Below are 19,713 nucleotides of genomic sequence, written 5' to 3'. Positions count from 1 at the left end.
ACGGGCCGGGGCGGGTCCGCGCAGGCGGTTAGGGTGGCCCGTCGACCCGATCGCGGTCGGCTCGGTCGAGAACGGGGGACGGGGATGACGGACCAGGAGTACGGCGGAAGAGCGGGCGGGCACGGCGGCGCGTCGCAACCGAACCCGTACGCGCAGGGCGGTCCGCACGCCCAGTACGGCCAGGGCGTCCAGTACGGCCCGGGCGGCGGCCCGTACGCGCAGGGGGCGCCGAACCCGTACGGCGAGCCGTACCCGGCCCCGGCCCCGGCCCCGTACCCGGCCCCGGCCCCGTACCCGGCCCCGGCCCCGTACCCGGCCCCGGCCCCGTACCCGGCCAACCCGTACCCGGCCAACCCGTACGCGCAGCCCATCCCCGCGCAGCCGGTCCCCTCAGGGGCGGCGCCCGTCGCCCAGCCTTCGCCCGCGCACCGGCCCGCGCCGCAGCGCCCGGCCCCGGCCGGAGCGGGTGGCCCGCTCGGTGGCCACCCCGGTCCGGCGCCGCGGCGCAACCCGGTCGCCGTGCTGCTGCAGTTCACCCTGCAGTGGATCTACGCGCCGCTCTGGATCGCTGCCCTGGTGGCGCTGTTCGTGATCCTGCTCTGGAGCGGGAGCAGCGGCCCGTCCGCGCCCTCCTCGGACGCCTGGCTGAAGGTCAACCGCACCTTCATCCCGCCGCGCCGGCTCAAGGCCGAGCTCACCGGCCGGCCGGAGGACTGGGAGCGCTACGTCACCCCGATCGTGGAGCGCCGGATCCGCGACGCCGAGCAGCGGCACGCGTTCGGCGACGGCTCGGTCGAGGCGGACTTCTCGCGCGTGATGCACGTCAAGCTCGCGCTGCGCCTCTACCGGGGACTCGGGGCGGCCGGTGTGGTGCGGATCGCCGAGCGGTACGGCTGGCAGGGCGGGGCGAGCGACGAGGGCAGGGTCCGGCTCCGCCGGGTCTTCCCGGCGCCGGCCCCGGTGGCCGCGCCCGGCCCGCTGGACCCGCCGGCGGCCCCCGGCACGCCGTGGGGGCCGCAGCCGAGCCGGCCTGCGGTGCTGCTGCCCTTCATGCTGGTGCTGCAGATCGCCTACGTGCCGCTCTGCGGGGTGCTCGGCCTGCTGTTCTTCGGGGGGCGCCACGCCCGGCCGGACTACTGGGACCGCTGGGGTGCGCGCTGGGCGGTCGGCCCGCGGGCGTTCTGGGCGGAGCTGACCGGCAGCTCCGCGGCCTGGGAGCGCCACATCCGGCGCATCCTGAAGCCCGGCCGGGGCGCGTCCCCGAAGAAGGCCGACGAGCTCGGGGTCCCCTCGCCCGTCGTCGAGGCAGTCGTGCCGGCCCGGACCCGGGTCAACCTCGCCACCTACCGCGGCGCCGGCGCCCAGGAGGTGCTGCGGATCGCCGCGGAGCAGGGCTGGGTGCTCGACCCGGCGTACACGCCCGAGCCGGAGGCCTGCGTCCGGCTCTACAAGCCCTGCCGGGCGGCCTGACCGGGCCGCCGCACGCGGCCCTGAGGAGGCCCCGACCGGCCGGCCGCACCCGGCCCCGAGGAGGGCCCGACCAGCCCCGACCAGCCCCGACCAGCCCCGACCAGCCCTGACCGGCCCTGACCGGCCCCGACCAGCCCTGGCCGGACGGCCTGACCGGCCGTCATGCCGCTCCCGCCCGGGCCCCGCCGGACGCGTCCGGCGGCCGGGGCCGCTGCCGGCGGCGCATCAGCCCCGGAGGCCGAGGGAGAGCCAGCCGCTCCCGGCGCAGTCCCGACAGGTCTCCGGGATGTGACCGGTCCCCGACCGGTCCGACCGCACGCCCAGCCGGGCCCGGGTCCGCACGCCGCCGGAGCAGCACGGGCAGGGCGCCTTGAACCCGGTCGGCCCCGGGTCGACCAGGCGGTCGTCACCACTGTCACTCATGCGGCCCAGTATCGCGTGCCGCCGCCCGGCCGAGGGCGCCGCGGCCGGGAACCACTGATCGGCCCGACGGGGCCGGGATGCTGACAGCGGCGAGGTGGGAGGGGCAGAATCGGGCTCGACTGCCCCCGTTACCCACCAGTAGCGGCGGGGCCGTCGCAGCCGCAGTGCCGCCCGGTCAAGGAGGACCCGTGTTCAGCACGATGCAGGACGTACCGCTCACCGTCGCCAGGATCCTCACCCACGGCTCGACCATCCACGGGCGCTCGACCGTCACGACCTGGGACGGGACGGGGCCGGTGGTCCGGACGTACGCGGAGGTCGGGGCGCGCGCCGCCCAGCTGGCGTACGCGCTGCGGGACGAGCTCGGCGTCACCGGGGACGACCGGGTGGCCACCTTGATGTGGAACAACGCCGAGCACCTGGAGGCGTACCTCGCGGTGCCGTCGATGGGCGCGGTGCTGCACACGCTCAACCTGCGGTTGCCGGGGCACCAGCTGGCGTTCATCGTGAACCACGCCGCCGACCGCGTGATCATCGTCAACGGCACGGTGCTCCCGCTGCTGGCCGCGGTGCTGCCCCGGCTCAACCCGACGCTGAAGCACATCGTGGTCACCGGCCCCGGCGACCGGTCCGTCCTGGACGGCTTCCCGGGCACCGTGCACGACTACGAGGAGCTCATCGCCGACCGGCCGACCGAGTTCCCCTGGGCGACCGACATCGACGAGCGCCAGGCCGCCGCGCTCTGCTACACCTCCGGCACCACCGGCGACCCGAAGGGCGTGCTCTACAGTCACCGCTCGGTCTACCTCCACTGCCTGCAGGTCAACACCGGCGACAACTTCGCCCTCACCCCGCGCGACACCGCACTGCCGGTGGTCCCGATGTTCCACGTCAACGCGTGGGGCCTGCCGCACGCCGCCTTCATGTCCGGCGCCAACCTGCTCATGCCGGACCGCTTCCTCCAGCCGAAGCCGCTGGCGGAGATGATCTCCGCCCTCCGGCCCACCGTCAGCGCCGCCGTCCCGACCATCTGGAGCGGCCTGCTGGACGAGCTGGACGCGGGCGAGTACGACACCTCCAGCCTGCGGATGGTGGTCATCGGCGGCTCGGCCTGCCCGCCGTCGCTGATGAAGGGCTTCGAGGAGCGCCACGGCATCCGGGTCGTGCACGCCTGGGGCATGACCGAGACCTCGCCGCTCGGCTCCTTCGCCCAGCCGCCCGGCGGCCTCACCCCGGAGGAGGAGTGGCCGTACCGGGTCACCCAGGGCATCTTCCCGGCGTCCGTCGAGGCCCGCCTGATCGGCCCGGCCGGCGAGCGGATGCCGCACGACGGGGTCGCGGCGGGCGAGCTGGAGGTGCGCGGGCCGTGGATCGCCGGGGCGTACTACGGCGGCGCCGGCAACGACCCGGAGCGGCCGGACGACAAGTTCTCCGAGGACGGCTGGCTCCGCACCGGGGACGTCGGCACGATCACCCCGGACGGCTACCTCACCCTCACCGACCGGGCGAAGGACGTGATCAAGTCCGGCGGCGAGTGGATCTCCTCGGTGGACCTGGAGAACCACCTGATGGCCCACCCGGAGGTGGCCGAGGCGGCCGTGGTGGCGGTGCCGGACGAGAAGTGGGGCGAGCGTCCGCTGGCCACCGTGGTGCTGCGGCCGGGCGCCACGGCCGGGCTGCCGGAGCTGCGCGCCTTCCTGGCCGGGCGGGTCGCCTCCTGGCAGCTCCCGGAGCGCTGGTCGATCGTCGAGTCGGTACCGAAGACCTCGGTCGGCAAGTTCGACAAGAAGGTGATCCGCGCCAGGTACGCGGCGCACGAGCTGACCGTCACGCTGCTCGGCAAGGAGTAGCCCGCAGCCCGCAGGACGGCCCGGGGGCCGGCCACCCCGGCAAGGGGCGGCCGGCCCCCGGCCTGTCCGCGTCCGTGCCGCGTCCCTGCCGCGTCCGTGCCGCGGCGTGCTGCGTCGCCGCCGCGTCCGTCAGCCCGCGGCGGCGACGCCCGCCTCGCCCATCGCGCCGATCCGCCCGAGCAGGTCCACGATCCGCGACTGGACGTCAGCCGTGGTCGAGCGCTCGGCGAGGAACAGCACCGTCTCGCCGGTGCGCAGCCGGGGCAGCTCGCGCGGGTCGAGGTCCACCGAGGTGTAGACGACCAGCGGGGTGCGGTGCAGCCGGTCGTTGGCGCGCAGCCAGTCCAGCAGGCCGACCCGGCGGCGGCGGATCTGGAACAGGTCCATCACCACGAGGTTGGGCTGCACGCTGCTGGCGCGGGCGACGGCGTCGTTCTCGTCCGTCGCGTGCTCGACGTGCATGCCGCGCCGCTCCAGGCTGCTGATCATGGCGGCGGCGATGTCCGGGTCGCCCTCGACCAGCAGCACGCGCGGGGCGTGGTTCTCTCCGTCGCGCGGGGCGAGCGCGCGCAGCAGGACGGCCGGGTCCGCTCCGTACGCGGCGTCCCGGGTGGCCTGGCCGAGGCCGGCGGTGACCAGCACCGGGACGCGGCTGTTGAGCGCGGCCGTGCGCAGCGACTGCAGCGCGGTCCGGGTGATCGGTCCGGTCAGCGGGTCGACGAAGAGCGCGGCGGGGAAGCCGGCCGCCTGGGCGTCGACCTCCTCGCGGGAGCGGACGATCACCGGGTGGTAGCCGCGTTCCTGCAGCGCCTGCCGGGTGGCCGGGTCGGGCTCCGGCCAGACCAGCAGGCGGCGTCCGCCGTCCTCGGCGGCGGGCGCCGCCGCGGGGTGCTCCGCGGTCCCGCTGCGGCCGGCGGCGGGCAGCTCGGCCATCGGCCGCGGCGCCGTCCGGGCCTCCTGCCCGGCGGACTGCTGCGGCGCGTCGGCCGCGGGCCCCGGGAGGGGCGCGCCGGTGCCCTGGAGCGGGACCGGCACGGGCGGCAGCGGTGCGGGCGGCAGCGCGACCGGGAAGCCCGCCTGGTCGGGCCCGCCGTGCTGGTCGCGGCCGGCGCCGTCCTGCTGGTCGCCCGGAACGGCGGGCGAGTGCAGCGGGCGGGGCGGCACCAGCTCGGCCAGCCCGGTGGCGACCGGCTGCGGACCGGCCTCGCGGCCGTCCGGAGCCGCCCCGGGGGCGGGCAGCGCGGGGCGCGCGGGCGCCAGGGCGGTGCCGGCGCCCTCGGCCGGTGCCTGCGGCTCGGCGCCGGGGCCGGGCGGGACGGCCAGCCGTCGGCGGCGACCGGTCGGCGCGGCGGCCGGCTCGGGCGGGGCGGGGGCGGGTCCGGCGGGCAGGGCGTGCTCCAGACCGGGGTAGTGCGGGGTGCCGGCGTCGGGAACGCCGGGCAGCGCGAACCCGCCGGACGAGTCGTCGGCGGGCAGCGCGCGGCGCCGCCGCGAGGGCTTCGCCTCCGGTGCGCCGGCCGCCTCCGGGCCGGCCCCGGCGCCGGTCGGCGTGCCGCCTGCGGGGGTGCCGTCGGCGGAGGTGCCGTCGGTGGGAGTCCCGTGCGCCGGGGTACCGGCGGGGGCGTCCGCGGGGGCGGGGCCGAGGGCGAGCGGGCCGCGCGGACCGTCCGGGGGCGCCACGGCGGCGGCCCGGTCCTCCGGGAGGCCGTCGACGGGGACGGCGTACGCGGTGCCGGACCGGCCGTCGTCCTTGCCCCACGGGTCGGCCGCCTGCGGGGTCGGGCCCGCGAGGCCCTGGCGCCCGTAGGCGGCGTCGTTGCCAGTGCCGTTCCACTGCTCGGGGACGGCCCGCTCGACCCGCGCCGGCGCGTGCGGCCACTGCTCGGCGGCGCCGGGGGCGGTCGGCGCGGGCCCGAGGGCGACCGGCGCGGGGCCGAGTGCGATCGGGGCGCCGCCGGCACCGCCCGCCGCATCCGCACCGCCCGGGCCGTCCGCCGGGTCGGCGCCGTCGCCGGCCGGCAGGGCCTGCGGCGACTGCTGTTCGGGGGCCGGCCGTCCGCGGCGCCCGCGCCGCTCGCCGGCCGGCTTCCCGGCGGGCTCGCCGTCCCCGGGCCGGTCCGCGAAATCGGCGGCCGGGTCGGCACCCTCCGACGGACCCTCGGCGCCGTCCTCGGGCCGCTGCGCGGTGGGCAGCTGCGGGATGCCGGGCAGCTCGGGCAGGACGGCGGAGTCGCTCTCCTTGGGCCGGTCCGACCGGCCCTCGGCGCCGGCGCGCTCGGCGGCGGCCTTCGCCGCGGCCGGGTCCAGCGGCAGCTCGACGACGTACGTGGTGCCGGCCTTGCCGGGCAGCTCGTGCGGCTGGAGCACTCCGCCGTGCCGCTCGACCACCGCGCGGGCGATCGGCAGGTGGACCGGGCTGCCGCCGCGGCCGGGGCCGCGGATCTCCACCCGGGCGACGTCGCCGCGCTGGGCGGCGGCGAGCACCACCATCGGCACCTCGGTCTCGGCCGGCGCCTGCGCGGGGCCGCCGGCGGGGGGCGGACCCGGGGTCAGGCCGGGCGAGGGCAGGCCGGGGGCGGCGTCCAGCGAGAGCGTGACACCGCTGACGTCGGCCACCAGGTGGGCCAGCGCCTGGGCGAGCCGCTGCTCGTCGGCGATCACCTCGACGGCGGCGGCGTGCACCGAGAACCGCACCCGCCCCGCGCCGACCAGCTCGCCCGCGTGCTCGACGGCCCGCCGGACCACCTCGTCCAGCGCGACCGGGACGCGCTCGGCGGACTTCCTGCCGGTCCGCGCCTCGCCCGCGCCCCCGCCGGGGCCCCCGGACGACCCCTCGCCGGCCTCGGAGCGCTGGTGGGCCAGCACCCCGTCGATCAGCTTGCCGAACCGGCGGCACTCGTCGGCCAGCCGCCGCAGCGTCCAGTTGGCCTCGGGCCAGAGCTGGCCGGCCGGGTCGGCGGCGAGCGCGTCGATCCGCCGGTGCAGCGCGGTCAGCGCGCCGCCCAGCTCGCTCTCCAGGACGGCGGTGAGGTGCTCGTTGCGGGCGACCAGGGCCAGCTCGCGGCTGCGGTCGGTGAACGTCATCACGGCGCCGACCAGCTGGTCGCCGTCCCGGACCGGGGCGGTGGTGAGGTCGACGGTGACCGGCCGGCCGTCCTTGCGCCAGAGCACGGTGCCGCGCACCCGGTGCTTGCGACCGGAGGTCAGGGTGTCCAGCAGCGCGGACTCCTCCAGCGCCAGCGGGGTGCCGTCGGCCCGGGAGTGCTGGATCAGCGGGTGCAGCTCGCGCCCGCCGAGCTCGCTGGCCCGGTACTCGAGGATGTGCGCGGCGGCCGGGTTGACCAGCACGCAGCGGCCCTCCAGGTCGACGCCGAGGACGCCCTCGGCGGCGGCCCGCAGGATCATCTCGGTCTGCTTGTGCTGGCGGCGCAGCTCCGCCTCGACGCCGAGCCGGCTGGAGAGGTCGCGGACCAGCAGCAGGAGCAGGTCGCTCGCGGAGGACCGGGAGCCCTCGCGGTAGGGGTCGTAGGGGACGAGCGGCGAGAGCGCGTAGCCGCGCCCGTCACCGGAGGACGCCCCGTCGTCGGCGAAGTCGTTGCCGGAGACCTCGACCGGGAAGGTCGTGCCGTCGGTACGGCGGGCGGTCATCCGGACCGGGCGGTCCAGCGCGTCGTCCTCGCGGGCCGCCGGGCGCATCGAGCCGGGGATCCGGCTCGGATCGAACTCGGGCAGGAGGTCCAGCACGCCCATGCCGACCAGCGAGGTGCCGGGCGCCTGAAGGGCCTGGACGGCGGCGTTGTTGGCATCGACGACGGTGCCGTTGCTGTTCACCAGCAGCAACGCGTCGGGCAGGGCGTCGAGTATGGCGGCGAGGCGAGCAGCGCCTCGGATCGGCCTGCTGCTCACGTCGACAGGTCTCCTCGGCTCAGGGCAGCTCCTCCGGAGACGGCAGTATCTCATTCTTCTTTGCGGCGGGGACGACCCGCCTAGTAACGTTGTCGGTGGTTGGTGCCGAGCCCACGGGTTGTGGCATCATCACAGGCACACGGAACGGGTCCGCCCTGCGGGTCCGGTCTTTGTGGGGAGGCTTCGCCTAGTCCGGTCTATGGCGCCGCACTGCTAATGCGGTTTGGGTCTTAAAGCCCATCGAGGGTTCAAATCCCTCAGCCTCCGCCAGCCGGGAGCCCCGTCGACGATCTTGTCGGCGGGGCTTCTCGCATGTCCGGGCGGGTTCCGCCCCGCCGACGGGTCTGCGTCCCGGGGGCGCTCCGGGGCGGGCCGGGCGTGGTCCGGGGCGGGCCCGGGCCCGGGCCGGGCGGCGTCGGGGCCGGATCCGGGCGGGGTGGGCCGGCGGGCGGCCGGGGCCCGGATCAATCGATTTCGTCCCGCGTCGCAGGTCATGTAATGTTGTCCCCGCACCGCCCCGGTGGCACCTTCACCAGGGCGAGCGCTCATAGCTCAACGGATAGAGCACTTGACTACGGATCAAGAGGTTGCAGGTTCGAATCCTGCTGAGCGCACCAGCGAGAAGCCCCCGGCCAGCGGCCGGGGGCTTCTCCCGTTCCCGGGTGGCGGAGGTCACCCCGGCGGTCGGCCGTCCCGCGCAGGGAGTGCCGGGGGCTGCCGGGAGCGCAGGGCGTTCCCGGCGCCGAGGGTGCCGGTCGCCGGCGTCGATGCCGCCGCCGGGTGCGCGGGCCGTTCGAACCGATCCGCCCCGGCCGGTCCGCCTGCACTGCACCGGCCTGGACTGCCCTGCCCTGCCCTGTCCTGCACTGCCCTGGCCGAACTGCCCCGCCCGATGAGGGTTCAGGTGCCGGGCGGCGGCATCCGGTGGCATTCGCGGGGATTCCGCACCATTCCCGGCATTGCACTGCCCAAGGGTGAATTGCGTAACTTTCGGGTACCTCCCGGCCTGCCGGTCGGATGCCCGCCAATCGGGTGGGAGACGGCCTTCCGCGCAGGTGTCGCGGTATGACCGGCCCAGGATCGTGATTCCGTTTTGTCGGATCTTGTGCCCATACTGCCCGGCCATCGGCCGCCCTGGCAGCCGATACCGAAGGAGAGCCGGATGAGCCGACAGTTCTCCCGCGAGGCCGCCCCGTCCGCACCGGCCCCGGACCGGCACGGTGCCACGGCAGCCCGGGGGCGGCGGCTGCGCCCGGCGGCCGCCGGCGCCTCGGCGGCACTGGCCGCCGGGCTGCTGATCGGCTGGAATCCACCGCCGTCCTCGGCCCAGCAGTCCCCCGACGGCTGGTCCGGAGAACACCGTGCGGTCCTTCCCTCCGGCTTCACCGTGCAGCTCGACTTCGCCGCCGCGCCGGGCACGGCCGTCGTCGCCGCGCCGGGGGAGCTGGCCGACCGGGCCGGAGGGGGCCGGGCAGCCGCGCTCTACACCGACGGAGTGCGGCCCGGGGATCCCGCGCAGACTTTCCGGATCACCCCCGAGCGTCCGCAGGCGGACGGCTCCTGGCGCACCGTGGGAACGCTTCAGCTCACCTTCTCCCGGCCCGTCCGGAACCCCCGGCTCCACCTCTCCGGACTCGCCGGACTGGCCACCGGGAAGGGCGGCAGCACCAGCACCGCGACCCGGCTGACCCTGACCGGCGGTTCGCCGAGCGCCCCCGCGCTGGTCAACCGCACCGACTGGCCCGGCTGGACGGTCGACGGCAACACCCTCGCCCCGGCCGGCGCGGCCGGCACCGACGACGCCTCGGCCGGCTCCGCCGCAGAGGGCAGCCTGGAGCTCGCCGGCACCTTCCGCACCGCCGTCTTCCGGGTCGAGTCGAGGTCCACCGCCCGGGCCGGCAGCAGCACCGTGCCGGAGCCACTGGAGCAGGCGTACACCGTGACCCTGGACGAGGGCGTCAGCACCGCCCCGCAGGACTACGGCAACGCCTCCCACCTGCTCTCCGACCTCTTCCTCGGTGCGGACGCGGGCTCCTCGGGCCCGAACGGCCGGCGGCCCGCGACCGGCGGCGGGACGGCACCGACGGCGGTCCCCGCCGGGATGCCGGCAGGAGCCGGCGGTGAACCGCTGGTCCAGCTCGACCACGGAGCCGGCCGGCACAGCGTCTGGTCCAGCCCCGCGCCCCCGCAGCTCCAGCCCGGACACGGTGACTACCAGGGCGCCGATCCGGCCATCAGCTACCCCGCCGAGGCGGCGATCGGACGCTACTACCGGCTCACCGTCCCGGTCTCGGTCGGCGGCGCGCCGGCCACCCTGGCCGGCTGGATCGACTTCGACCGCAACGGACGCTTCGACGCCACCGAGCGGGTGCAGACCGAGATCCAGCCCGGCGCGGACAGCGCGGCCCTGGAGTGGACCGTCCCCTCCAACGCCTCGTCCGGGGAGACCTGGGCCCGGCTGCGGATCGGGAGGGACGCCGCCCAGCTGGTGCCGGCCGGCGGATTCGCCGACTCCGGTCAGGTCTCCGACCAGCGGATCCGGTTGACGGTGGGCGCGGCCCGCCCGGAGATCGCCGCGCCGGTCGACGGCGCCGTGGTCGCCGACGCCCGCCCTCAGGTGCGCGGCGAGGGCGCGGTCGCGGGTGCGACGGTCGAGGTCCGGGAGGGCGACGCGGTGCTCTGCCGGTCCCGGGTCGAGCGGAGCGGCGACTGGTCCTGTCGGCCGGGCGGCCCGCTCGGGGCGGGGCCGCACAGCCTGACCCCGGTCGAGACCACCAGCGGTGGCCTGGTGCTGCGGGGCGAACCGGTCCGGATCACGGTGAAGACCGCGCCGCCCGTCGCCCCCGTGCTCACCGTTCCCGAGTTCACCAACGACCCCGGCCTCCAGCTGACCGGGACCGGCGAGCCCGGCAGCACGGTGTCGGTGGTCGACGAGCCGGCCGGTGCCCGCAGCGGCCCCGCCGTCGAGCTCTGCAGCACGGCGGTGCGCTCCGAGGGTTCGTGGTCCTGCCTGCCGGTGGAGAACCTGCCGGACGGGCGCCACCGGCTCACCCCGACCGCGGTGGACGCGGCGGGCAACCGGACGGCCGGCCGGGCCGTCGGGCTGGTGGTCGACACCGTTCCGCCGGACCGGCCGGCGCTGACCGTGCCGGCCGCCGGGGAGACCGTCCGGGTGGCCCGGCCGAAGCTGGCCGGGCGCGCGGAACCGGGGGCCACGGTGATCGTCACCGCCCGCTCGGGCAGTGCGGCCTCGGCCGAGCGGATCGTGGCCTGCGGGGCCACCGCCGCCATCGACGGCAGCTGGGTCTGCACGGCCAACCGGGATCTGGTGGACGGTGAGCAGTGGCTGGTCGTCACGGCGACCGACCCGGCGGGCAACGGGACGGCGGCCGAGGCGGTGCCCGTCGCGGTCCGGGCGGCGGCCCCGGCGGCCCCGGCGGCCCCGGCGGCCCCGGCGGCTCCGGTGGTTCCCTCGGCGTCGGCGGTTCCGGCGACCCCGGTGGTTCCTTCGGCGTCGGCGGTTCCTTCGGCCAGTGCGGCTCCGTCGACACCGGCCGCTCCCTCGGTCGCCACGCCACCCGCGACGACGCCGACGGTGACGCCCGCGGTCGCTGCTCCCGCGACGTCGCCCGCCCAGACGCCGTCCGCCTCGACGTCGCCCGCCCCCAAGTCGCCCGCCCCGGCGCCGGGCGGCACGCCGGTTGGCGGGACGCCCTCGCCCGCTGCGTCCCCGGCCGGGGCGGCGATGTCCACGCCGCCCGCGCCATTCGCGCCGTCCACGCCGTCCACGCCGCCCGCGGCGCCGGGTACCCCGGCCGTGGAGCCGGTACTGGTGGCCGTGCCCGTACCGCCGGGGCTGCTGCCGATCACGGTCCCGCCGGTCACCGGCGCCGCCCCGGTGGCGTCCGCCGCCGCGGCACCCGCCGACGGGAGCACCCCGTCGTCGCTGCCGTCCCGGTCGCCTTCTGCCGCCGTTTCCACTCCTCCGGTCTCGCCGTCCCCCTCCTCCTCCCCGTCCGTCCACCCGGTCTCGCCGCCCGGCTCCCCGTCGGCGACCCCGTCCGGCTCGGTGACCGCGGCTGCGGCCACCGCTCTCACCGTTCCGGCCACCTTCCCGGCCGCCGTCACCACCCGTTCGGCCACGGCCGCCACCTCCGGGACCACGGCAGCGGCGCCCGGCCGGACGGCCGCCGACTCCTCCCGCGCACTGGCCGCGCCGCCCGCCGATCGGCCCACCGGACCGGGGGAGGAGAGGGCGCGGACGGCGTCCGACCACTCCCGGTCGGACGGCTGGCGCGGCGGCCTCGCCGGTGTCCTGCTGCTGCTCGCCGGGGCCGGGCTGATCGCCCGCCGGGTCCTCGCCCGGGGCCCCGGCCGGCGGCGGCGCTGAACAACTCCGACCATCCACTCATGTGCCTGCGCGTCAGGTCGGACTTCGGATGATTCGTCAGTGAATGTCGACACGCTCTATCCCAAATGTCGCATTTGATGACGTATGAACTTAGCCTGACTCTGGCACTGCCCGTCAGATCCGGGCCGCCCGTTGCGCGACACACTGAACCCGAGGATCCGTGCATGGACGTCACCCGCGACACTTCGCAGCGACCCGACAGCCTCTCCAAGGCCTTGCCCCCGGCCCTGCCGGAACGTTCCGCCTCCGGCTCCAGCCCCATGGCCAAGGTGGCCGCCGCCGCTCTGAACGGTGCGGCGCGCCGGGTGGCCGAGCCGCTCGCCGGCGGGCCGGTCACCACCCCGCCGGCCGTGGTCACCGCCCGGGCGGTCGGCCCCGTCGACCTGCGTGATCCGCTGGAGGCGGCGAGCCCGGAGACGGTGGAGCTGCCGGAGGCCACCCCGGGCGGTGTCGTCACCGCCGCCACCTCCCGCCGTCCCCCGCGCGCCGACCACGCGTTGCGCGAGCACGCCGCCGCCACGCTGCCCGGCTGGATCGCCCTGGTGGCGGTGCTGCTCGGGGCGGCCGCCGTCCTGCTGGTGCTGCTGCACGACGGCGTCGTCCCGTACTGGCACGCGCTGCCCGACCTGCGCGGCGCCGCCCTCCGGTCCGGCGGCAGGGCGGGGGTGGACGCGAGGTCGATCGCCTCGGTCTCCGCCGCCGGCCTGCTGGTCGTCGGCGCACTGGCCGGTCTGCTGGCCAACGCGGGCGGCGAGACCCGGGTGCTAACCCGCTGGGGCCGCTACCGCGGCACCGTCCGCCGGAACGGCCTGGTCTGGGTCAATCCGCTGCTGCGCCGCCGCCGGGTGGACGTCCGGCTGCGGCACTGGCGCAGCGAGCCGGTCAAGGTGGTCGACCGGACCGGTACGCCGATCGTGGTGCGGCTGCTGATCGTCTGGCGGGTCAAGGACACCGCCCGGGCGCTGCTGGCGATCGAGGACCACGAGAGCTACCTGCGCGAGCAGGTGCAGGCGGTGCTGACCCGGACGGCCTCCACCCTGCCGTGCGACAGCAACGCGGCGCCCGGCCCCGCCCTGCGCGACGGCCAGTGGTTCGCCGACGAGCTGACCCGGGCGCTGGCCGCCGAGGTCGCCCCGGCCGGTCTGGAGGTCTACTCGGCGCAGCCGCTGGCGCTGGACTACGCGCCGGAGGTGGCCGAGTCGATGCGCCGCCGCCGGCTGGCCGATCTGGACGCGGGCCTGCGCAACGTGCTGGTGGACGACGCGGTGGAGGCCGCCGCGCTCGCCGTCCGGCGGCTGGAGCGCGCCACCGCGCACGAACTGGACGAGGCCGCCCGCAGCGCGCTGATGGAGCAGCTGCTGGTCGCCTTCGTCGCCCCGGCCGGAGTGGCCGCTTCGGTACCGCCCCCGGCCGCCCGGGCCGGGCGGAAGGAAGGACGACCGGCATGAGGATAGCCACCGGCACGGAAGCCGACGTCGACGGCGGGATCGCGTACGCGTCCGGGACGGACCGTGCGCTCGACCTCCCGGACGCGTTCGCGGAGGAGGTCGAGCGGGACATCGCCGCCCTCGACGCCGACGCCGCGCTGATCGGCTTCGAGGAGAGCCTCGGCAGCATCCCCGCCGTCGCGGGCTGCGGCTGCCCGAACTGCGCCGCCCGGCCGCGCGCCGCGCGCCCCGCGGCGGCGGCCGGTGGCGGGCGAATACACCGTGCGGTGCGTACCACCTGCCTGGCCACCACCGTGCTGGCCGGCGCCGGCGTGGTCGGTGTGACGGCCGGGGCGGGAACGGCACACGCCGCCCCCGGCAAGCCGGGCTGGGACGGCTCGAAGTACTGGTTCAAGAACGCCAAGGGCGAGTGGCGCTACACCAGCCACTACAGCGTCTACGCCGACCGCACCGGCAAGTCCGGCGGCACCGGCAAGTCCGCCGGCTCCGAGCAGCCCGCCGCTGCGGGCGGCTCCGGCACTGCGGCGAGCAGCACCGGCCACCCTGCGGCCGTCTCCGACGGCTCGACCGCCCCCGGTGGGATGCGGCAGGGCTGGGACGGCTCGAAGTACTGGTTCAGGAACGCCAAGGGCGAGTGGCGCTACACCAGCCACTACGACGTCTACCTCGACCGCACCGGCAAGTCCGGCGGGTCCGGCGGGTCGGGCGGCCAGTCCGGCCAGGGTGGTACGGCCGCGGCGCCGTCCGCGCCCGCGGACGCCGCGGCGGCCTCCGACAGCGTCGAGACGGCGATCGACTACGCACTCGCCCAGCTCGGCAAGCCGTACGTCTGGGGCGGCAACGGACCCGCCGGCTACGACTGTTCGGGCCTGGTCCAGCAGGCGTACCGGCGTGCGGGGATCAGCCTCCCGCGGGTGGCGGACGATCAGTACGCGGCCACCACGCCGGTCGGTGCGGGGCAGCTGCGCCGCGGTGACCTGCTCTTCTGGTCGGACAGCGGCCGCGCCTCCGGCATCCACCACGTCGGGATCTACCTGGGCGGGAACACGTTCGTCGAGGCGCCGCGGCCGGGGAAGACGGTCCGGGTCTCCACCATCGCCCCCGGATTCCGCCCGACCCACTTCGGCCGCCCGTAGCCGGTTCCGGGCCGCGGCAGTCCCGGTCCGGAACGCCCCGGGCCCCGGCGGGAGTCGTCCCGCCGGGGCCCGGGTGCGTCCGGTCGCCCGCCCGGTGCCCGGGCCGCGACGGCCGCCGGTCGGGCCGGTGGGCATGGCGTGATCGGGGAGGACTCCGCGCCTCCGTCGCCCGGTGTTGCCCGGCCGGTGGGTGAAGGCCTGGTGGAGGCTGCCGTCGAAGGGCCCCGCAGGGAGGGTCCGGGGTGTCGGCGGAGTGCGCGGATTCGTTAGAGTCCCTGCCATGGCTGACAACGACTACGACTCCGCCGGCAGCACCCAGATGTTCCGGGCGTTCGTCGACGAGAGCCCGGCACCGCAGGCACCGGGCTCCGTCTCCACCTACGGCAGCAGCAACAGCCGGACCGGCCTGATCGCGGTCGTGACCGTGGTCGCGCTCGCCGTGCTCGGTGCCGTCATCTGGCTGGCGGTCAAGTAACCCTCACGACGGGGTGCCTGGCGGAGCACCCGCCCTGCCGGTTCAGCAGGGCTTCCGCCAGGCGTCCAGTTCGAGCTTCTTCTGCATCGAGCTGAGGCCCAGGGCCTTGGACTGGCTGCAGAACTTCTCCGTGCCGAGTTTGTACTCGACGTGGAAGACCGCCTTGCCCGCCTGGACGAACGGCGAGAGCCGGCCGCACTCGTTGAACTGCGCGCACTCCTCGTTCACGGCGAAGTCGAAGTCCGGCAGCAGCGCGGGGATCTGCTCCAGGTCGTTCTTCAGACCGATCGCCATGCCGCGCTCGTGGGCGAGGCCCGCCAGCATGCGGTTGTAGCGGAGCTGGTCCTCGGAGGTCAGCGGGAAGCCGCTGTTCTGGTTGTAGGCCTCGATGGTGTCGGGCTCGACGGCGTCGAAGCCCTTCTGCCGGCACATGTCGAAGCGGGCGGCCATCAGCGGCTTCAGCTGGTCGATCTTGCGGATGTCGAACCACTTCTCGCCCTTCCAGCCGTTGCCGGAGCCCTGGAGGGCCTGGGCGAAGGCGGCGGAGTCGGGGCGGAAGTCCTCCCAGGAGCCGGCGTTGATGTAGCAGATCACCTTGCGGCCCTTGGCGTGCAGCGCGGCGACGACCGAGGCGTCGGTCTCGAAGCCGTCGACGTCGTACACCGGCACGTCCACCGACTGGTCGACGCCGCCGCCGAGCTGCCACTGCCAGGCCAGGCCGGGGGTGGGCTGCCAGCGGGCGCCGCCCGGCTGACGGGTTCCGGGGGTGCCCGGCGTGGCGGGCGGGCCCGGGGTACCGGGGGTCGCCGGGGTGCCCGGCGTCGTGGGTCCGGCCGTGGTGGTCGGGTTCCCGGGCGTGCCGGGGGCGGACGTCGTGGGCGGCGTCGACGGGGGCTCGGTCGGGCTGCCCGGAACGGGTGCGGCGGTGGCCGCGGGCGGCTGGGCGCCGGTGGCGTCGGCCGAGGGGTCGTCCTCGTCCTCAGAGCCCGAGCTGCTGCAGGAGGTGGCGAGCAGGGCGGTGGTCAGGGCGAGCGCGGCCAGCAGGGGCCGGGTACGGCGGGTCACGGTACTCGAACTCCGGGTGGGGTCAGGTCGGTTCGGCGACGGTCAGGCCGTGCGGCACGGTGCTCCAGGGGTTGTCCCCGGCGCCCGGGACGGCGCAGCTGACGCCGGCGCGGCGGGCGGCGATCAGGGCGGCGGCCTCCCGTGCCTCCTCGGCGGGCACGTCGTACACCAGGTGGCAGAACCGGGCGGCGGCGTGCCGGCCGGTCCAGAGCGGCAGGGTCATCTCCCGGTACGCCGTCCAGTCGCCCTCGAAGGTCACCAGCAGGTCGGCGAGCCCGACCTCGGCGTAGCCGGGGTCGGGGTGGTCGCCGTGCCCGAACACCACGGTGGAGCAGCCGGCGGCGCGGGCCGCGGTGGCCAGCCGCCGGTAGTGCGGCAGCGCGCTCGGGTGGGTGGCGACCTGGTCGAGGTAGACGCCGGTGATGCCGTGGCGCTGGCGGTAGGTCAGGACGTCGTTCACCACGGCGGCGTGCGGGCGCCGGCCGTAGTCCGTGTCGGCGTAGCCGAGCAGCGGGAGTCCGGCCTTGCGCAGCTCCTCGGCGGCGTCGGCGAAGACGTGGTCCGGGGTGGCGCCGGGGCCGTCGGCGAGGTTGAGCACGACGGCGGCGATCCGGTGCGGGTCGGCGGCGGCGACCGCCTGCCAGGCCGCCGGGTCCACCGCGGGGTGGACGTACAGCGGCACCAGCAGGCGGCCGTCGGGGTGGCTCGCGCCGGTCATGCGGGGACCGGTGCTTCGGTGCTGAGCCAGAGGTCGCGCAGCGTGTCGGCGAGTGCGGTCTCCGGGTGCCAGCCGAGCTCCCGGGCGGCGGCCGACACGTCGGCCTGCTGCCAGGAGACGGCGGCCGAGCGCTCGGAGCCGGCACCGCTCTCGTCGATCCGGCCCGTGAAGCCCGACGCCGCGACCAGGCCGTCGGCGATCGCCCGGACGGGCTGCGCCCGGCCGGAGGCCAGGTTGAGCACCCGGGGCAGCGGGCGCTCGGCGGTGACGGCCAGGCCGACCGCGCGGGCGATGTCGCGGGCGTCGACGAAGTCGCGGTGGGCCGAGAGGTCCCCGACCTTCACCACGCCCTCGGCGCCGTCCGGCAGCGCCCGGCGCAGCTCGGCCGCGAGGCGGCCGGGCAGCGAACCGGCCGGGGCACCCGGGCCGACCGGGTTGAACACCCGGAGCACCACGGCGTCCAGCGGCGAGCCGGCCACCGCGAGGGAGCCGGCCAGCTTGGTGGCACCGTAGACGCCCACCGGGCGGGCGTCGGCGTCCTCGGCGAGCGAGCTGCCGGGGGTGCAGACGCCGTACTCGCCGGCCGAGCCGATGTGCACCAGGCGGGCCCCGGGGGCGCCCTGTTCGAGCGCCTCGCAGAGGACGGCCGGCCCCCGGGCGTTGACCTCGGCCAGCTTGACGGCGCTGCCGGCCACTGCGCCGGCGAAGTTGACCACGGCGTCCGGTGCCAGCGCGGCCAGCTCCTCGCCGAGCGGGCCGGCCTCGGCCGCGGCCAGGTCGAGCCGCAGGTCGTGGTCGGGCCGGCGCCCGGCGGTCAGCACGGTGGCGCCGGGCAGCGACCGCAGGACGTCGGCGGCGTGGCGGCCGAGGAAACCGTCCGCGCCGAGCAGCAGGATCCTCACGCGGCCCGTCCGCCGTTCTCGGGGCCGGCGAGGGCGGCCGCAGCCGGCTGCCCGGCGGCGTCGGCCTCGGTGCGGGCAGCCGGGACCGGCGCCTCCTGGCCGGTCGGGACGGCGTGCAGGCTCTCGGCCGACTCGGCCGGGAGCAGCTGCGAGCGGATCTCGGCGAACTCGGCGTTGGCCCGGTCGTAGTCGTCCGGCCGGCCGATGTCGAGCCAGTAGCCGCCGAACTCGTAGGCGGACGGCGGGGTCCGGGCGGCCAGCAGGTCGAGGACCAGCTCGTCGAAGCCCAGCGGCAGGCCGGGGCTGTACTTGGCGAGCGCCGAGCGCGAGACGCCGTAGACGCCCATCGAGACCCGGTAGTCGATGCTCGGCTTCTCCTGGAAGCCGGTGATCGAGCCGGACTCGGTGGTCAGCACACCGAAGTCGATCTTGACCTGGCGGGCGTAGGTGGCGATGGTCAGCGGCGCCCCGGAGGACTCGTGGTGCTTGAGCACACCGGCGAAGTCCAGGTCGGTGAGGATGTCGCCGTTCATCACCAGGAAGTTCTCGGGCAGCCGGTCCTGCATGGTCAGCAGCGGGCCCATGGTGCCGAGCGGGGTGTCCTCCACGGCGTAGCCGACCCGCAGCCCCCACTGGGAGCCGTTGCCGACGTAGGCGCGGATGATGTGGCCGAGGTGGCCGATGGCCAGGGTGACCGACTTGAAGCCCGCCGCGGCGAGCTGGCGCATCACGATCTCCAGGATCGCGTGCTGGTCGCCGATCGGGACGAGCGGCTTGGGAAGCGCGGTGGTGTACGGGCGAAGACGTACGCCCTTGCCGCCGGCCAGGATCACTGCGTGCATGGTGTTTCCCCCACGGAAAGATGGTGCGACTGGAGCCTTCGGTTACCAGTGGTCGGGCGGAGCCGGCGGTTCGTGCGGCCGGCGGCCCCGGTGAGGTGGCGGAGCGCGCGCAGGATCAGACGTTGTAGATGTCGGTCTTGTAGCGCGCGAGGTTGGCCGGGTCGCGGAAGAACTCGATGGTCTGCTCCAGGCCCTCCTCCAGGGAGAACTGCGGCGCCCAGCCGGTGGCGGTGCGCAGCCGGGTGGCGTCGGCGACCAGGCGCATGACCTCGGAGTTGGTCGGGCGGATGCGCTGCTCGTCCTCCTTGACCGTGACGTCCACGCCCATCAGCTTCCCGACCAGGGTGACCAGGTCGCCGACCGAGATCTCGCCGCCGGTGCCGGCGTTGAAGGTCTTGCCGACGACGGCCTCGGCCGGGGCGGTGCCGACCGTGCGGAAGGCGTTGGCGGTGTCCTTCACGAAGGTGAAGTCACGGGTCGGGCGCAGGTCGCCCAGGGTGATCTCGGTCTCGCCGGCGGCCAGCTGGGCGATCACGGTCGGGATGACGGCGCGCATCGACTGGCGCGGGCCGAAGGTGTTGAACGGGCGCAGCGTGACGACCGGGGTCTCGAAGCTGGCGTGGTAGCTGTCGGCGAGCCGGTCCCCGCCGGCCTTGGAGGCGGCGTAGGGGGACTGGGTGTTGATCGGGTGGTCCTCGGTGATCGGCACGGTCTGGGCGGTGCCGTAGGTCTCGCTGGTGGAGGTGTGCACCAGGCGGGGGATGTCCAGGTGGCGCACCGCCTCCAGCACGTTGAGGGTGCCGGTGACGTTGGTCTCGATGTACGAGTGCGGAGCCCGGTAGGAGTACGGGATCGCGATCAGGGCGGCCAGGTGGTAGACCGCCTCGGTGCCCTTGACCAGGCCGTTGACCGAGCCCGGGTCCCGGACGTCGCCGAGGACGATCTCGACCGAGTCCAGCACCTCCGCGGGCAGGGTCTCCAGCCAGCCGAAGGACGAGAAGGAGTTGTACTGGACCATGGCCCGGACCTGGTGGCCGTCGGCGACCAGGGTCTCGACCAGGTGGGAG

12 protein-coding genes, 2 tRNA genes and 1 pseudogene are annotated in these 19,713 nt (G+C 76.1%); 8 read left to right on the top strand and 7 right to left on the bottom strand.

Features of this window, described 5'->3' with window-relative positions; genetic code table 11:
• Positions 1–84 precede the first annotated feature (84 nt).
• On the top strand, positions 85–1,470 hold the full coding sequence (locus MCM47_RS09170) for a hypothetical protein (RefSeq protein ID WP_238860205.1): 1,386 nt from the start codon (positions 85–87) through the stop codon (positions 1,468–1,470).
• A gap of 225 nt (positions 1,471–1,695) precedes the next feature.
• On the opposite strand, the gene MCM47_RS09165 is transcribed toward MCM47_RS09170, so the two are convergent.
• Positions 1,696–1,893 carry a hypothetical protein gene (locus tag MCM47_RS09165; protein WP_238860203.1) on the bottom strand — a complete coding sequence of 66 codons (198 nt, stop codon included), beginning with the start codon at positions 1,891–1,893 and terminating at the stop codon, positions 1,696–1,698.
• Positions 1,894–2,081: 188 nt separating this feature from the next.
• On the opposite strand from MCM47_RS09165, the gene MCM47_RS09160 reads away from it, so the two are divergent.
• A complete protein-coding gene (locus tag MCM47_RS09160) occupies positions 2,082–3,743 on the top strand; it encodes a long-chain fatty acid--CoA ligase (RefSeq protein WP_238860201.1) in 1,662 nt (553 codons plus the stop codon).
• Between the two features lie 129 nt (positions 3,744–3,872).
• On the opposite strand, the gene MCM47_RS09155 is transcribed toward MCM47_RS09160, so the two are convergent.
• Complete coding sequence (locus tag MCM47_RS09155) at positions 3,873–7,649, bottom strand: PAS domain-containing protein (protein ID WP_238860199.1); 3,777 nt, start codon at positions 7,647–7,649, stop codon at positions 3,873–3,875.
• Positions 7,650–7,825: 176 nt separating this feature from the next.
• Between MCM47_RS09155 and MCM47_RS09150 the strand changes: the two genes are divergently transcribed.
• The 6 genes from MCM47_RS09150 (at position 7,826) to MCM47_RS09125 (ending at position 15,119) form a co-directional block, all read left to right on the top strand.
• A tRNA-Ser gene (locus MCM47_RS09150) sits at positions 7,826–7,919 on the top strand.
• 271 nt (positions 7,920–8,190) lie between these two features.
• Positions 8,191–8,266, top strand: a tRNA-Arg gene (locus tag MCM47_RS09145).
• A 545-nt stretch (positions 8,267–8,811) separates the two neighbouring features.
• Entirely contained in the window at positions 8,812–12,039 is a 3,228-nt protein-coding gene (locus MCM47_RS09140; protein WP_238860197.1) for an Ig-like domain-containing protein, read from the top strand.
• Positions 12,040–12,224: 185 nt separating this feature from the next.
• Complete coding sequence (locus tag MCM47_RS09135; RefSeq protein WP_238860196.1) at positions 12,225–13,508, top strand: SPFH domain-containing protein; 1,284 nt, start codon at positions 12,225–12,227, stop codon at positions 13,506–13,508.
• Positions 13,505–14,644 carry a C40 family peptidase gene (locus MCM47_RS09130; protein ID WP_238860194.1) on the top strand — a complete coding sequence of 380 codons (1,140 nt, stop codon included), beginning with the start codon at positions 13,505–13,507 and terminating at the stop codon, positions 14,642–14,644. Before MCM47_RS09135 ends, MCM47_RS09130 begins: the two co-directional genes overlap by 4 nt.
• A 280-nt stretch (positions 14,645–14,924) precedes the next feature.
• Positions 14,925–15,119: a hypothetical protein gene (locus MCM47_RS09125; protein ID WP_238860192.1), complete on the top strand. Its 195-nt coding sequence runs from the start codon at positions 14,925–14,927 to the stop codon at positions 15,117–15,119.
• 42 nt (positions 15,120–15,161) lie between these two features.
• Here the strand turns inward: MCM47_RS09125 and MCM47_RS09120 are convergent, their stop codons facing one another.
• The 5 genes and pseudogenes from MCM47_RS09120 to MCM47_RS09100 form a co-directional block, all read right to left on the bottom strand.
• A complete protein-coding gene (locus tag MCM47_RS09120; RefSeq protein WP_238860190.1) occupies positions 15,162–16,184 on the bottom strand; it encodes an endo alpha-1,4 polygalactosaminidase in 1,023 nt (340 codons plus the stop codon).
• 22 nt (positions 16,185–16,206) lie between these two features.
• Complete coding sequence (locus tag MCM47_RS09115) at positions 16,207–16,902, bottom strand: spherulation-specific family 4 protein (RefSeq protein ID WP_238860188.1); 696 nt, start codon at positions 16,900–16,902, stop codon at positions 16,207–16,209.
• Positions 16,899–17,804: an NAD(P)-dependent oxidoreductase gene (locus MCM47_RS09110; RefSeq protein ID WP_238860186.1), complete on the bottom strand. Its 906-nt coding sequence runs from the start codon at positions 17,802–17,804 to the stop codon at positions 16,899–16,901. Before MCM47_RS09110 ends, MCM47_RS09115 begins: the two co-directional genes overlap by 4 nt.
• 140 nt (positions 17,805–17,944) lie before the next feature.
• Positions 17,945–18,646: pseudogene (locus tag MCM47_RS09105) on the bottom strand (NDP-sugar synthase); the annotation flags it as partial.
• Between the two features lie 115 nt (positions 18,647–18,761).
• A partial coding sequence (locus tag MCM47_RS09100; protein ID WP_238860184.1) for a GDP-mannose 4,6-dehydratase occupies positions 18,762–19,713 on the bottom strand: 952 nt, incomplete at its 5' end.

It is taken from the genome of Kitasatospora sp. A2-31 (assembly GCF_022288725.1).
GTDB lineage: Bacteria > Actinomycetota > Actinomycetes > Streptomycetales > Streptomycetaceae > Kitasatospora.
Note: the sequence above shows the minus strand (reverse complement) of the source record. Positions and strands in the feature narration are given on the sequence as shown.